General features: G+C 65.6%; 13 protein-coding genes. 5 read left to right on the top strand and 8 right to left on the bottom strand.

Annotated features, from left to right (window positions below):
• Window positions 1–27: 27 nt before the first annotated feature.
• Together GM1_RS11480 and GM1_RS11485 are read right to left on the bottom strand one after the other, a co-directional pair.
• Window positions 28–1,602, bottom strand: coding sequence for a 4Fe-4S binding protein (locus GM1_RS11480; RefSeq protein WP_008379002.1), 1,575 nt, complete (start codon window positions 1,600–1,602; stop codon window positions 28–30).
• A complete protein-coding gene (locus GM1_RS11485; protein ID WP_008379004.1) occupies window positions 1,602–2,516 on the bottom strand; it encodes an AurF N-oxygenase family protein in 915 nt (304 codons plus the stop codon). The genes GM1_RS11480 and GM1_RS11485 overlap by 1 nt, the downstream gene beginning before the upstream one ends.
• Window positions 2,517–2,661: 145 nt before the next feature.
• Here GM1_RS11485 and GM1_RS11490 point away from each other — a divergent pair, with 145 nt between their 5' ends.
• On the top strand, window positions 2,662–3,435 hold the full coding sequence (locus tag GM1_RS11490; protein WP_040519965.1) for an SDR family oxidoreductase: 774 nt from the start codon (window positions 2,662–2,664) through the stop codon (window positions 3,433–3,435).
• Window positions 3,436–3,443: 8 nt separating this feature from the next.
• On the opposite strand, the gene GM1_RS11495 is transcribed toward GM1_RS11490, so the two are convergent.
• The 4 genes from GM1_RS11495 to rpmF all read right to left on the bottom strand — a co-directional run bounded on the left by GM1_RS11495 (window position 3,444) and on the right by rpmF (window position 9,043).
• Window positions 3,444–5,003 carry a GMC family oxidoreductase gene (locus GM1_RS11495; RefSeq protein ID WP_008379007.1) on the bottom strand — a complete coding sequence of 520 codons (1,560 nt, stop codon included), beginning with the start codon at window positions 5,001–5,003 and terminating at the stop codon, window positions 3,444–3,446.
• Window positions 5,003–6,508, bottom strand: a complete 1,506-nt coding sequence (locus tag GM1_RS11500) for an aldehyde dehydrogenase family protein (RefSeq protein WP_008379009.1) — start codon at window positions 6,506–6,508, stop codon at window positions 5,003–5,005. The genes GM1_RS11495 and GM1_RS11500 overlap by 1 nt, the downstream gene beginning before the upstream one ends.
• Window positions 6,505–8,676, bottom strand: coding sequence for a choline BCCT transporter BetT (gene betT / locus GM1_RS11505; protein ID WP_008379011.1), 2,172 nt, complete (start codon window positions 8,674–8,676; stop codon window positions 6,505–6,507). Before betT ends, GM1_RS11500 begins: the two co-directional genes overlap by 4 nt.
• Before the next feature lie 193 nt (window positions 8,677–8,869).
• Complete coding sequence (gene rpmF, locus GM1_RS11510) at window positions 8,870–9,043, bottom strand: 50S ribosomal protein L32 (RefSeq protein WP_008379013.1); 174 nt, start codon at window positions 9,041–9,043, stop codon at window positions 8,870–8,872.
• Window positions 9,044–9,217: 174 nt separating this feature from the next.
• Between rpmF and GM1_RS11515 the strand changes: the two genes are divergently transcribed.
• Window positions 9,218–10,150 (top strand): AEC family transporter, encoded by a 933-nt coding sequence (locus GM1_RS11515; RefSeq protein WP_040519967.1) that lies wholly within the window; start codon window positions 9,218–9,220, stop codon window positions 10,148–10,150.
• Here the strand turns inward: GM1_RS11515 and GM1_RS11520 are convergent.
• Together GM1_RS11520 and mug are read right to left on the bottom strand one after the other, a co-directional pair.
• Window positions 10,128–11,105 carry an endonuclease/exonuclease/phosphatase family protein gene (locus GM1_RS11520; RefSeq protein ID WP_040519969.1) on the bottom strand — a complete coding sequence of 326 codons (978 nt, stop codon included), beginning with the start codon at window positions 11,103–11,105 and terminating at the stop codon, window positions 10,128–10,130. The two genes, GM1_RS11515 and GM1_RS11520, sit on opposite strands and share 23 nt — an antisense overlap.
• A gap of 37 nt (window positions 11,106–11,142) precedes the next feature.
• A complete protein-coding gene (mug, locus tag GM1_RS11525) occupies window positions 11,143–11,706 on the bottom strand; it encodes a G/U mismatch-specific DNA glycosylase (RefSeq protein ID WP_008379019.1) in 564 nt (187 codons plus the stop codon).
• An 86-nt stretch (window positions 11,707–11,792) separates the two neighbouring features.
• Here mug and GM1_RS11530 point away from each other — a divergent pair, with 86 nt between their 5' ends.
• The 3 genes from GM1_RS11530 to GM1_RS11540 are packed head-to-tail and all read left to right on the top strand — an operon-like array spanning window position 11,793 to window position 15,186.
• The gene (locus GM1_RS11530; RefSeq protein WP_174316878.1) at window positions 11,793–13,394 is read left to right on the top strand and encodes a circularly permuted type 2 ATP-grasp protein; all 1,602 of its coding nucleotides are present in this window, start codon (window positions 11,793–11,795) and stop codon (window positions 13,392–13,394) included.
• Complete coding sequence (locus GM1_RS11535; RefSeq protein WP_040519971.1) at window positions 13,391–14,347, top strand: alpha-E domain-containing protein; 957 nt, start codon at window positions 13,391–13,393, stop codon at window positions 14,345–14,347. The genes GM1_RS11530 and GM1_RS11535 overlap by 4 nt, the downstream gene beginning before the upstream one ends.
• Complete coding sequence (locus GM1_RS11540; protein ID WP_008379023.1) at window positions 14,344–15,186, top strand: transglutaminase family protein; 843 nt, start codon at window positions 14,344–14,346, stop codon at window positions 15,184–15,186. The genes GM1_RS11535 and GM1_RS11540 overlap by 4 nt, the downstream gene beginning before the upstream one ends.

Here is a 15,186-nt window from a genome sequence, read left to right on the forward strand (position 1 = left end):
TTCAGATCCTGCTGAGAAACACGCGGGTCACCGTCGCCTGCGGGCCACCGCGAGCATGTCCGACACTTCGGTGAACTTGATCCGCGGGCGTCCGACAGCCTGTCCCCTCGCCCGCTCGGCGCGATCGATGGACCGCACGCCGCGGTATCGGACGAGGTTGGGCGACCTGTTCTGCACGAGCGTGCGGAAGTCGTCCGGACCGTGCGCGGTCCTGGGCAGACGCCCTGCCGCGGCGTCGTCGATGAATGCCTCCACGGTGGCGATCGCGTGCGCCTTGTTGGCGCCGATCCCTCCGATGGCCCCGCGCGCCGCCCACCCGAGGGCGTACACGCCGGGGATCGCTTCGCCTGTCTCGTTGATCACTCTGCCGTCGGCGTTGGGGATGACGCCGCGTGCGTCGTCGAAGGGCAGACCGTCGAGGCGCACCCCGCGGTACCCGATGGAACGGACGACGACGTCGGTGGTGATGTCGTGCGTCAGGTCGCCTGTCGTCACACTGACGGCTCTGACCTGTCCTCGATCACCCGCGGAGATCTGTTCGACGGCACTGTGGAACAGCAGGACGATTCGTCGCCGTTCGGGCACGGGCGGACCGTCGAGTCCCAGCCCGTCGGGGTTGTCGGCGACGATCACGTCGACCCCTGGAAGTTCTTGCAGTGCCCGGAACTCGGCTGCTGTGTACGCGGCGTCGGCCTGACCTCGTCGACCGAGCAGCACGACTTCCCGGATGTCCTGTCTCTCCAGGAGGGCCAGTGCCCGGTCGGCGATGTCGGTGGCGGCCAGCGCGTCCGGCGACGACACCAGGATTCGCGCGACGTCGAGAGCCACGTTGCCGGTTCCCACGATCACGGCGCGTCCCACTCCGTCTTCGGGAATCGGCGGCCCTTCCGCACCTGGATATGCGTTGTACCAGGCGACCAGATCGGTGGCGGCCGTCGAACCGGGCAGGTCTTCACCCGGCACTCCGAGCGCTCTGGAGTCGGGTGCGCCGACCGCGTAGAAGACGGCGTCGAAGTGGTCGGCCAGTTCCGCCGGGGTGACGGCGGATGGGCCGTCGCCGATCTCGACACCGCCGAGCAGATGGACCCGCCGGTCGCGATAAAGCAGGTCGAAGGTCCGGAGGACGCCTTTGGTGCCAGGGTGATCGGGTGCGACGCCTGCGCGGACGAGACCTCCGGGCGTCGGCAGCCTGTCGATCACCGTGACATCGGCGTCGGTACGTCCGATCAACGTGCGGACGGCGTACCCGCCCGACGGGCCGGTGCCGACCACTGCCACTCGGAGTCCGTCCGGCAGACGAGGGATCACCGGGTACACGATGTCCGACCATCCCGATGAGATGTCCGGGTTGTCGCGGTAGAAGGCGGCGTTGACCTCGATGAACACCTTGTCCCGCTCGCCGAGGCGATCGGCCGGGTAGATCGCGTCGACCGGGCACGCGTCTGCGCACGCCCCGCAGTCGATGCACGCGACCGGATCGATGTGGAGGATGTCCGACGACCCGAATCCTCGTTCCTCGGGAGTCGGGTGAATGCAGTTCACCGGGCACACGGAGACGCACGCGGCGTCGCTGCAGCACGACTGCGTGATGACGTGGGCCATCAGATCATGTGGACGCGGCGGTAGTTGCGCCGCGCGGCCCGCGTCAGCAGCCCCACGTCGTCGAGGAACTCCATCAGATGCGTGCAGTTGCTGCGGACCATCGCGTGGAAGTGCTTGTTGGTGCGACGTTCGGCGAGCGCACGGTCCACGTCGAGTCCCGCGTTCGCGTACACCTGCGGCTGGACCAGGTTCGACACGATGTACAGCGCACCGAGGGAGGTGTAGAGCGCGCAGAATCGCCGCTTGAGCGGACTCATGCCTGCCATCGACTCGCGGACCTGCTCGCGGGCGAACTTCATGTGCCGAGACTCTTCGAGCACGTGGATCTCGTTGATCGTGCGGATGAACGGGAGCACTCGTTCGTCGCGCATGCAGCCGCGCTGGAACACGTCGAGGATCTCTTCGGCGACCAGAATGCCGGCGTACGAGACCGCTCCGCGTGCCGTGTGCTGGAAGATCTTTCCGAGACGACCGATGCGACGCGGCGGGTGATACGACGTACCGACCATCTTCGACGACGCCTTCGCGAACATGATCGAGTGGCGGCATTCGTCGGCGATCTCGGTGAGCGCGAACTGAAACTCCGGCTCGTGGTATCGGCCGAGGTACTGATCGCGCAGCACCAATTCCTGCAGGATCATCTCGAACCAGATGCCGACGTTCATGATCGACGCGAACTCATGCCGAGTCAGTGTCACCTGCTGCTCGACGGTCAGCTCGTTCCAGTAGTCGGTCCCGTACAACGTGGACCACTCCGGGCTGCAGCCGTAGTGCGCCGGGTCCATCGGTTCGGACCAGTCGATCTCCGTCATCGCGTTTCGCGAGAGTCGCGCGGCGGACTCCACCAGTCGCTGCGACACTTCGTCCACCCCACGGTCAGGTGTGCTCATCGAGGCGTTCTCGAGAATGGTCATCTCGAACTCCCATCAATCGATGTGACAATATTTGTTGTCACGATAACACGCGTGTGATGAGCTTCATAGGCCCTAGTTTCCCTACCCGCGAGTAAGTAGGGTTCATGGGACAGAGATGCAGGTCAGCACACAGAGGGAGAACGTCATGCCGTCGATCGTCATCACCGGTGGAGCCGCCGGAATCGGTCTCGCCACCGCCAAACTGTTCCGCTCTCACGGCTGGACTGTCGGCATCTACGACGTGGACAAGACCGCCCTCGCAGCGGCCGCCGCCGACGACCCCGAGTTGATCACCGGAGTCCTCGACGTCCGTGACCCCGACCAGTGGGACGCAGCCCTCGCCGACTTCACCTCGCACACCGACGGACAGCTCGACGTCCTCGACAACAACGCGGGCATTCTGCTGTCGGGCAATCTCGCCGACATCAGCCCGGAGGCGATCAAAGCGCAGATCGACATCGACGCCCTCGGCGTCACACTCGGCGCCCGCGCAGCGCACAAGTATCTCAAGGCGACGCCGGACAGCCACCTGGTCAACATCGCGTCGGCCTCGGCCATCTACGGACAGCCGGGCATCGCGACGTACAGCGCGACGAAGTTCTTCGTCGCGGGCCTCACCGAAGCCCTCGAACTCGAATGGCAGCAGGACGACATCCGGGTGGTCTCCATCTGGCCGCTCTGGGCGCAGACCGCGCTCGCCGAGGACACGGATGCGAAGAGCACCCGCACCCTCGGCGTCCGGCTGACCGCCGAGGACGTCGCCGCGAAGGTGTGGGAGTCGGTGCATCCGTCGACCGTCGACCGTCTCCTGTCACGCACCAGCTACTCCGTGGGAGTGCAGACCACACTCCTCGGCAACGCGGCCAAGTTCATCCCGAACGTCCTCAACCGCGGAGTCAACAAGCTGCTGGCGCAGTAACGCCGCCGTCAGCGGTCCGCCGCGACGAGATCGGCGCAGTGTTCACCGATCATCATCACCGTGATGTTCGGGTTCACCGACGTGTGCTCGGGGAACACCGACGCGTCCGCGACGCGGAGCCCGTCGACGCCCTTGACCCGTAGTCGGGCGTCGACGGGCGCCTCGTCCGCGGATCCCATCGCCGCCGTCCCGACCGGGTGGTAGACGGTGTTGTGGGTGGCGCGGATGTACGTTGCGAGATCGGCGTCGTCGACCACACCCGGACCGGGGAACAGTTCGTCGCCCGCCCACTTCGCCATCGCCGGTTGGGCGACGATCTCGCGGGCCCGACGGATGCCCGCGGTCATGATTCGGATGTCGTATCCCTCCGGGTCGCTGAAGTAGCGCGGATCGACGAGCGGCTTGTCGCGGAAGTCGCGGGACCGAAGTCGGACGGTCCCACGCGATCGAGCGTGCGTCACATTCGGCGTCAGACAGAACACGTTGTCGGCTGTAGGGTAGCCCTGCCGGACCGTGTGCATGTCGAACGGCACGCTGCCGTAGTGCATCATCAGGTCCGGCCGATCCAAGCCGTCGTCGACCATGTCGAACACGCCGATCTCCCACCACTGGGTGGAGTCGACGGGCATCGGCTGCTTCGCGACCCAGGAGATGACTCCCTCGGGATGGTCCTGCAGGTTCAGCCCGACCCCGGGTGAGTCGACGAGGACGTCGATCCCGTGCTCCGCCACGTGCGCCGCAGGTCCGATGCCGGACAGCATGAGCAGCTTCGGGGTGTCGATGGCGCCGGCCGACAGGATGAGCTCCCGCTCGGCGGTGATCGTTCGAGCACGCCCGAATTGGTTGTCGACCACTTGAACCCCGACGCACCGGGTGCCGTCGAACATCAGACGCGTGGCCCGCAGCCCGGTCAGAAGGGTGAAGTTCGACCGGTCCGCGATCGGATGGATGTACGACACCGACGACGACGAGCGGGTGCCGTCGGCGCGCCGGTTGATCTGGAAGAAGTTCGCACCGCGGGTGACGGTGGTTCCCGTGTTGAAGCGGGTGGTCGGGATCCCTGCCTGCGCCGCCGCTTCGAGCAGCGCGACCCCGCACGGATCGTTCGGCGGCACGTTCATCAGGTGGACTGGACCGCTGCCGCCGTGGTGCGGAGCGTCCGGCCCCGCGTCCTCATTGGTCTCGAGGCGCGCGAGGATCGGCCACATGGCGTCGGCGTTCCACCCCGTGGCGCCGAACGTCGTCGCCCACTCGTCCAGGTCCTCACGCGGTGGCCAGAACGCGATGCACGAGTTGTGCGACGAGCAGCCGCCGAGCACCTTGGCGCGCGCGTGGCGCAGGAACGAATTGCCCGACGCCTGCGGTTCGACCGGGTAGTCCCAGTCGTAGCCGGATTCGAGCAGTTCCATCCATCGGTTCAGCCGAAGCACCTCGTCGACGCCTCGATCGTCGGGGCCAGCCTCGATCAGTGCGACGCGCACCGACGGGTCGTCGGACAGGCGTGCAGCGGCCGCGCAGCCGGCGGAGCCGCCGCCGACCACGACGTAGTCGAATGAATCCGTGCTCATCAGTCCTCCTCGTGTCGTCGGTCAACGAACCAGCCGGTGACCTCGGGTGCGATGTTCTGGTACACGTGTTTGGCCTCGCGGTACTCGTCCAGCCCGGTGGGGCCGAGTTCTCGCCCGACGCCGGACTGCCCGAACCCGCCCCACTCGGCTTGCGGCAGGTACGGGTGGAAGTCGTTGATCCAGATGGTGCCGTGTCGCAGGCGGTTCGCGATGCGCTGCGACTTGCCCGCGTCCTGCGTCCACACGGCGCCGGCAAGGCCGTAGACCGTGTCGTTGGCGATGGCGACGGCGTCGTCCTCGTCGGTGAACGTCTCCACGGTGACGACGGGGCCGAACGCTTCGTCGGTCACCACCGACATGCCCCGCGTGCACTGGTCGAGCACCGTCATCCGGTAGTAGAAGCCCGCATCGAGGTCGCTCGTCCCCGAGGTTCCCGTCGCGTAGTCACCGCCGCACCGGACACGAGCCCCTTCGGCGACGCCCGCCTGAACATAGGCGTGCACCTTCTCTCGGTGCGCCGAGGAGATGAGCGGACCGGTTTCCGCGGCGTCGTCGAACGGTCCGCCGAGTGTGATCTGACCTGCACGCTCGACCAACGCGTCGACGAACCTCTCGGCGATCGACTCCTCGACGACGAGGCGCGCGCCCGCCGAGCAGACCTGCCCGGAGTGGACGAATGCGGCGTTGAGAGCGTTGTCGACGGCCGCCTCGAAGTCGGCGTCGGCGAATACGACGTTGGGGTTCTTGCCGCCGAGTTCGAGCGCCACCTTCTTGACCGTCGCGGCCGCCGACGCCGCGATCATCCGACCGGTCACGAGGCCGCCGGTGAACGACACGAGGTCGACGTCGGGGTGACCGGACAGGGGTGGACCCGCCGTCGCGCCTGCACCCGTCACCAGGTTCGCCACGCCTGCGGGCAGTCCCAGCTCGTCGAGCAGACGCATCGTCAGGATCGCCGTGTGCGGTGTCAGTTCCGCGGGTTTGAGGACGAACGAACACCCGGCGGCCAATGCGGGCCCGATCTTCCACGCGGCCTGCAGCAGCGGGTAGTTCCACGGAGTGATCAGCCCGCACACACCCACCGGTTCGTACTGGATCCGACTGACCACACTCTCCGATCCGGCGTCGACGAGCCGTCCGGCGTCCTTCGACGCGAGTTCTGCGAAGTAGTCGAAGCAGTTCGCGATGTCGTCCATGTCGATCCGGGATTCGACGATCCGCTTGCCGGTGTCCAACGACTCCGCGCGTGCGAACTCCTCCCGTCGCTCCCGGATCCCGGCGGCCAGGCGGGCGAGCAGCTTACCGCGCTCTCCGGCCGACACCGAGGCCCACCGTCGATCGTCGAATGACCGCCGGGCGGCCTCGATCGCCCTGATCGTGTCCGCCGACCCGGCTTCACTGACCGTTCCGACCAGCGATCCGTCCGCCGGACAGCGGATCTCGCGAGTCTCGCCGTCGGCCGCGGCCTCCCACCGACCGTCGACGAACAGGGTCTGTGCGTTCACTTGACCTCCTTGGTCTGTCCGCTTGCTGATTGTCGGTCCGGTTCGCCGGGGTCGGTCTGTTCCGGCTCGAGCATCTCTTCGGTGAAGTCGGCCGACCAGTCGACTGTCTGTTCGTTGGAGACCGTCGCCGACGCGCTGTTGACGCCTTCGATGTAGTGGTGGTGTCGTTCGTAGTGATCGAGCACGTTCGAACTGATCTGGGCCTTGGTCAGGCCGTACACGTCGAAGCCCTCGCTGCCCTGAGCGGTGAACACCTCGAGCCGGAAGAACTTGTCGCGACTCTCCGGGGTCCGGCCGAACACCGGGGTGGGATGCCGGGTGGGATACACCTGGTAGTGGAATGTCGGTCCGTCGCCGAGGTCGACGTCGAGATGATGACTGGTCAGATCGTAGGCCTCGACGTACGCCGATCCGACCACGGCGGACATCCCCGATCGCACCAGTTCGTCCGCGACGTCGGCGAGCGCGGGCCGCACCACGGATTCGGAGAACCGCGCGACATCGTCCCGGTCCGGATAGTGAACCAGGCGCTCGACCCGCTGCCGCCAGTTGAGGGCGGTCCCGCCCGACGCACGATGCGACAACGCATGTGTCATCGCCTCGCGACGCGACGCGACCCAGTGCCCCTCCGCGCGCAACGCTCGGAACAGGCCGAGCATCATCAGCGCGACGACGATCGCGAACGGCAGGCCCATGATGACCGTCGCGTTCTGCAGAGTGGTGATGCCGCCGATGAGCAGCATCGCCATCGTCAGACCGCCTGTCGCGAGGGCCCAGAAGATTCGGACCCACTTCGCACCGTCCGACTCGTTGTCGGAGATGTGGGAGCTGAAGTGAGCCATCACGAGCGCACCGGAGTCGGCACTGGTGATGTAGAACAGCAGTCCCGTGAATGTCGCGATGACGACGAGCAGCGGTGCAGCCGGGTACTCGTGCAGCAGGGCGTAGAACGCCTTCTCCGGGGTCTCGACGGCGGTCGTCGCGAAGTCTCCGTCCCGTCGAGCGACCTCGAGTGCGCTGTTCCCGAAGACGGAGATCCAGATGAGGATGAACGCGAACGGCACTGTCAGGGTGCCGAGAACGAACTGTCGGATGGTTCTGCCGCGGGAGATCCGGGCGAGGAACAGTCCGACGAACGGCGCCCACGCGATCCACCACGCCCAGAAGAACAGAGTCCACGTCGCCTTCCACTCGCCGGTGTCCTGGTATGCGAAGGTGTCGAGGGCCATCGACGGGAATCGGCTCGCGAAGTCGCCGATGTTCTGGACCAGCCCGTTCATCAGGTAGGTCGTCGATCCGGCGATCAGGATGAAGAGCAGCAGTCCGATCGCGATCACCACGTTGATCTCCGACAGCCGCTTCACGCCCTTGTCGACGCCGGACACCGCCGACAGGATCGCGATGATCACAGCGACCGCGATCAGACCGGCCTGCGCCCAGTGACTCTGCGCGATTCCGAACAGGTCGTCGAGACCGACGTTGAGCTGCGCGACGCCGATGCCCAGGCTGGTGGCCAGACCGAAGATCGCCCCGAGAAGTGCCGCTATGTCGACGGAATCGCCGAGGAGTCCGTCGACTCTGTCCCCGAAGATCGGCTGCAACGCCGACCGCAAGCTCAGCGGCTTGTTGTACCGGTAGGCGAAGTAGCCCAACGACATGCCTACCAGTGCATACAGGGCCCACCCGATGATTCCGTAGTGGAACAGCGTCCATACGACGGCCTGGCGAGTGGCCTCCAACGTCTGCCCGTCCCCGGTGGGCGGCGCCGTCCACTGCGTCACCGGTTCGGCGACGGAGAAGAACATGAGGTCGATGCCGATCCCGGCCGCGAAGAGCATCGCAGTCCACGAGAAGAGTCGGTATGCGGGTTTTGAGTGGTCCGGTCCGAGCTTCACGCCACCGACCCGGGAGAAGGCCGCCCACAGAACGAACAGCAGAACCGCGACCACCAGTGCGATGTAGAACCATCCGAGTTCGTCCGCGACCCAGGTGACGGCCGCTTGAATCACGCGGTCCGCACCGGCGGTGTCGACGAGCGCCCAGACGATGATCGCGATCACTCCGGCGCTCGCCCCGAAGAACACCCTCTTGTTGACCGGAATCGGGGGCGGGACGACCGGCCCCGCGCCGTCCGGACGATCCGATGTCGACTGGCGAACCTGCGTCACAACCACTCCCCTGACGAACTGTGTCTGCGTTACGTGAGTTTCCGGTTTCGTTCCGTGCCCAACCTACGCAGCAGCCACCCGGGACATCGGGGTCGTGACCGCATCGAGACTTCTTTGTGACGACAAAAGGCTGCGGCCGGTGGGAGATCCCACCGGCCGCAGCCTTTGTAGTTCAGTTTGCCGCGAGCTACGCTCAGCGACGGTCGAGATCGACCAGGCCAAGCTTGACAGCCTTGACCAGGCGACGCGGCATACGCTGCGACACGCCGTTGATCTTCTCTTCCTGCAGGGTGACGTTATCCGCCTTCCACTGCGAACGACGGCTACGGGTGTTCGCCCGCGACATCCGGCGCTTCGGTACTGCCATGGTTCTCGCCTTCCTCACGTTCGGCGCGGGCATGGGTCCGGGTCTCTCCCGACCCGCCACAACCCGCTGATCGCCTGTATCCACGGCAATCCGTCCGCGGCACACAACCTGAACAGATTAACCGGCCGAGAGCCCTTGTGGCAAAACGAGCCGAGCGGGCCTACTGTTGCCCGCGTGTCTGGCGTCATCTCGGGGTTCACGGTGATCTTCCTCGTCGTCGGCCTCGGATACATCCTGGGGCGGACGGGGGCTCTCGGCGACCACGCGTCGACGACACTCGCCCGCCTCGTCTTCTTCGTCTGCACCCCCGCGTTGCTCATGCATTCGCTGGCCACCAGCGACCTGTCGGTGGTGTTCTCCCCGACGCTCGCCGTCGCGTCCGTCTCCGCGCTGATGATGGGCCTGATCTACCTGATCGTGGCGCACTTCTGGCTCAGACGGCCTATCCCCGAAGTGACGATCGGAGCACTGTCGGCGTCGTACGTGAACAGCGTCAATCTCGGCCTGCCGATCGCGATCTTCGTGCTCGACGACGCCTCGTTCATCGCGCCTCTCCTGCTGTTTCAGATCGTGTTCTACTCCCCCATCGCGCTCGCGACGCTCGACCTGACGGCCCTCGACTCGGCCCATCGCGGGTCGGTGTGGAAGACCATCGCCGTCCCGCTACGCAACCCGATCCTGATCGGCGGGGTGATCGGTCTCGCATTGTCGTTGAGCGGATGGACGCCGCCGCAGGCGATTCTCGAACCCGCGGACATGCTCGGCCAGGCGTCTGTGCCGCTCGCGCTCCTGACTTTCGGCCTCACCCTGACCGGCACCACGATCTTCGCCAAGGGAGAGAGTCCCCGACGCGACGTCGCCGTGGCGTCGTTCCTCAAGGCGATCGTGATGCCCACACTCGCGTACGTCGTCGCCCGGTGGATGTTCGGCATGTCTGGACACGATCTGTTCGCCCAGGTGGTCATCGCGGCCCTGCCCACCGCGCAGAACGTGCTCGTCTACGCCACCCGGTACGGCCGCGGTGTTGTTCTGGCTCGCGACACCGCGCTGATCACCACGGTCTTGTCGATCCCGGTCATCGCACTCATCGCATTGCTGCTCGCGTAATCGAAACCGCGCCTATGGTCGCCAGCACTGCGCGGTGATCGGCGCCGGAGATCGTGTGTGTCGTCACCGCGGACGCTCCGAATCCGCGGAGGAGGACGTGATCGATGCCGACGACCGGCGGGTACCACTTGTCGGTGGGATAGGTGGGCAGCAGGCCTGCGCCCGCGAGGTCCGCTGCGTCGGCGAACCCACCGGACAGGAGTCGTCGGAACTGCGTGTGGTCGGTGGTCGCATTGAAGTCGCCGAGCGCGATCACCGGCCGTTCCGAGGGCGCCGATCCGATTGCGGCGCGCAGTCGATCGAGCTCCTCTGCCCAATCGGACGGAAAGCTGGGCGGCACCGGATGGACGGCGAACACCTGCACCTCGCCGACGTTCGGCACCGTGACGACCGCTGTCAGATTCTCCAACCCGAAGCCGTCGAGTGAGGCCGGCGCCGACAGCTCATACCTGCTGTAGATCGCGGTTCCACCGGCCAGCGTGCGAGGCCGAACGAACGAGTAGGGCAGATCCCGTGCGATCGTCGACTCGGATATCCGCTGCACCGCGTCCGGGGTCAGCTCCTCGACCGCGAGAACATCGACTTCGTTCTTCCGGACGAGAGACGCCAATTCGCTGATGTCGCCCATTCCCAACTGGATGTTCGAGGTGAGCACTGTGAGCGCCTCCCCTGTCGGCGGGTCGTCCGATACGAAGAGAGGTGCGTGCACCGCGACACCGGAGACCGCGACAACTGCGACCATCGTTCCGCCGACCCATCGTGTACGGCCGCGCAGCGCGAACACGGCGGCGGCTGCGACGACGATCGCGATCGCGAACACGTACGGCGACACCGATGCCGCCGCGATCGTCGGCACATTCCCACCCGGCCAGTACCGGATTCCGACGGCGACGAGCGCCGTTGTCAGCGCGGCGACTCCGACTACGACAGAAGCTCTCCTGAGGAACATTCTCATCCGGCCATTCTGCCGAGAATCCCCGATCTGCGTCGGATCAGACAATTCCCGCGGCGCATGCAGCGCTCCGATACGCGGCCGCGAGTGTCGCGACGGTCTCGTGGGCGTTGAGTCCGCTCGGGTTGGGCAGCACCCAGATCGTCGTGTCGCCGATGTGGCGGTCCTGCTCGCCGACGGCCGCCTTCGGCTCCCTGAAAGCTGATCGATAGGCGGTCACGCCGAGCACTGCCAGCACCCGTGGACGCACTCGTTCAACGGTGCGGACGAGCCTGCGACCGCCGGCCTCCAGTTCGTCGCGACTCAGGTCCGAAGCCTTCGCTGTCGCGCGTGCGACGACGTTGGTGATCCCGACACCGGCGTCTGTCAGCGCGCGGGCGTCGGCCTCGCTCATACCGGCCGATGCGTCGATGAGTCGGTCCGTGATTCCCGCGGTGTACAGCGCCGGATAGAAACGGTTGCCCGGCCGCGCGAAGTGCGCGCCGGTCGCAGCCGTCCACAGTCCCGGGTTGATGCCGGAGATCAACAATCGGCAGTCGGGTCCGATCAGGTCGGGGACGGTCGTGTCGGCGTAACTCAGAAGTTCGGAACGCGAGAAGCTCACTCACCTATCACTACCACCGTGCGGATGGTTACTCAGCGGCAACATTTCCGACTGCTTCCGCAATATTCCGAGAGCACGATGCGTTCATGAACGCCTCGATGCAGTCCTCGACGGCTCCGACTCCTGTCGCACCGTATCTCCCAACAGCCGATGCAGTGGACGAGATGTATCGACGCGACGGAAGCGTGCGTCCGCCGTACCGCGGTATCGACGGTGCTCTGCGGGCACTTGAACCGTCCGACTTACGTGCTCGCCTCGACGCCCTGCATCGGGCCTTGGCAGACCAGGGGATCACCTTCACGCTCTCCGGCACCGAACGGCCGCTTCCCCTCGATCCGATTCCCCGGATCATCGACGCGGCCGAGTGGAAGACCGTGGAACGCGGGGTCGCCCAACGCGTGAAGGCGTTGGAGAAGTTCCTCGACGACGTGTACGGAGAACAGGCGATCCTCGCCGACGGTGTGCTCCCGCGGAGACTCATCCACTCGTGTGAACACTTCCATCGGCAGGCCGCAGGAATCAGGCCGCCGAACGGAGTCCGTATCCACGTTGCGGGGATCGACCTGATCCGCGACGAGGAGGGTGAGCTCCGCGTTCTCGAAGACAATGTGCGCTCACCGTCTGGAGTCTCCTATGTGATGGAGAACAGGCGAACCATCGCGCGAATTTTCCCAGACCTGTTCTCGACCCACGCCGTGCGCGCGGTCGGCGACTACCCGCGCCATCTCCTGCGAGCTCTTCGGGCGGCGGCGCCGTCGAATGTCGCTGACCCGACCGTCGTCGTGCTCACCCCAGGCGTAGCCAACTCCGCCTATTTCGAACACTCTTTGCTGGCCCGGCAGATGGGCGTGGAACTCGTCGAAGGACGTGACCTGTTCTGTCGGGACAACGTGGTCTTCATGCGAACCACCGCGGGCGACACCCGCGTCGACGTCGTGTACCGACGCATCGACGACGACTACCTCGATCCGATGCAGTTCCGCCCCGACTCGATGCTCGGTGTGGCGGGCCTGGTCAACGCGGCGCGTGAAGGCAACGTCGTGATCTCAAGCGCCGTCGGCAACGGAGTCGCGGACGACAAGCTCATATACACCTACGTGCCCGACATCATCCGGTACTACCTAGGTGAAGAGCCCGTGTTGCGGAACGTGGAGAGCCTTCGGTGCTGGCTGCCCGAAGAACGTGAAGAAGTGATCGACCGCATCGATGAGCTCGTCGTCAAACCGGTCGAAGGCAGCGGCGGCTACGGAATCGTGTTCGGTCCGGACGCATCACCCGCCGAAAGGGAGTCCGCGATCGCGGCGATCCGGGCCAACCCGCGCGGCTGGATCGCTCAGCCGATGATCTCTCTATCGACCAACCCGACGATGATCGACGATCGACTCGCACCGCGGCACGTCGACCTTCGTCCCTTCGCCGTCAACGACGGTTCGTCGGTGTGGGTGCTTCCCGGCGGTTTGACGCGGGTCGCACTGAACGAAGGCTCCCTCGTCGTCAACTCGTCCCAGGGAGGCGGATCCAAAGACACGTGGGTCCTGGCGACCCGTCCGAAGCCGACATCTCCTGGACCAGCCGCTGTCGACGGCCAATTGGAACTCCTCCGTCCGATGCCGTCCGCTTCCGCGCCGATTGTCGCCGAACAGGAGCGCCAGCAACAGCAGTCGTCTTGTACCGGAGGTTCCCGATGATGCTCTCTCGAAACGCCGAATCGCTGTACTGGATAGGCAGGTACACCGAACGAGCCGACGACATGTCACGCATCCTCGACGTCGCCGTTCACCAACTCCTCGAGGACCCGACCACCGATGTGGAGTCCGCCGTCGAGCACGTCACCGCGGTCCTCGGCTTCACACCCGAGCTCGATCGGCAGCGGACGGTGTGGAGTCTCACCGAACAGGTCGCCTACGACCGATCGGACCCCAGGTCGATCGTGGGACTGATCGGGGCCGCCCGCGAGAACGCCCGCGGTGCGCGCGAAGTGATATCCAGCGAGATGTGGGAATGCCTGAACGCTACCTACAACGATCTCGGCGAAGCCGAACTACGGGCCAGAAGGCTCGGACCGCACGAGTTCCTCAGCTATGTCAAAGCGAGGACCGCGATGTTCGCCGGACTGACCGACGCAACCCTCAGTCACGACGACGGGTACAGCTACCTGCTCGTCGGTCGTTCGGTCGAGCGCGTCGACATGATCGTCCGGATGCTTCACGCGAGATCCGGTGGGGCGGGAGGCGCTGCGTCGTGGATGAGCGTCCTCATCGCGGCCGGCGCGCAGGACACCTTCATCCGAACACATCGCGGGAGCCTCGACGCCGAACGCGTCGTCGAGTTCATCCTGCTGGATCGACTGTTTCCACGTTCGGTGTTCCACGCTCTCCGTTCGGCGGAACTCAATCTCGCGGCACTCGACCGGACGCCGGACCGCGTAGGCGCTCAATCCAGAGCTCGGACGCTCCTGGGGCGTGCACGTAGCTCTCTCGAGTTCGTCGACGCGTCGACTCTGACCGCTGACCTGTCCGCACATCTCAGCCTTCTGCAAGACACGTGCCGTGCTGTCAGCGAGTCGATATCGGCGGAGCACTTCCACCCTGCACCCTTCGTCTCGTGGACTGACGCGAGCCTGTCTCTGGAGGTCCGATGACTGCCCGACTCCGTGTCGTCCACACCACCGGGTTCACGTACACCTCGCCCGTCGCGTCGTCGTACAACGAAGCCCGACTCACCCCTCGCACCGACTCCCATCAGAATGTCGTCGCGTCGCACATCGACACCTCACCTCCAGTCCACCAATTTCGGTACACCGACTATTGGGGGACCTTTGTCACCGCTTTCGATGTGCACACTCCGCACGATCGCCTCGAAGTGACAGGCACCACCGTCGTCGAGACCGCAGACGCCGTGCCTCGCACCGACGCGATAGATTGGACCGCGCTGCATGCGGACACCGTCGCGGACGACTTCGACGAGATGCTCGCAGCGACCGACTACACGCCCTTCACCGATGACTTGGCCGACTTCGCACGGGGCGTCACCAGCGGTCTGACACCGGCCGACGCGGTCGTGGCCGTTGTCGCCGCCGTACACGACAAGATGACGTACTGTCCGGGGAGCACAGGGGTTTACACGACAGCTCCAGACGCATGGGACCGGCGCGCAGGTGTATGTCAGGACTACGCCCACATCACGTTGTCGATGATCCGGAGCCTGGGAATCCCTGCTCGCTACGTGTCCGGGTATCTTCTTCCCCGGTCCGACTCGGAGATCGGTGAGGCAGTAGACGGCGAGTCCCACGCTTGGATCGAGACCTGGACCGGTCAGTGGTGTGGCATCGATCCGACGAACGCGATCGAGATCGGTACTAACCATGTCGTCGTGGGCACCGGTCGTGACTACGCCGACGTCACTCCTGTCAAAGGGATCGTCACCGGCGGCGGCAGCTCAGGTCTAGACGTGAGCGTTCGCATGACTCGGCTGGCGTGA

The organism is Gordonia malaquae NBRC 108250 (genome assembly GCF_000344135.1).
GTDB classification, from domain to species: Bacteria; Actinomycetota; Actinomycetes; order Mycobacteriales; family Mycobacteriaceae; genus Gordonia; species Gordonia malaquae.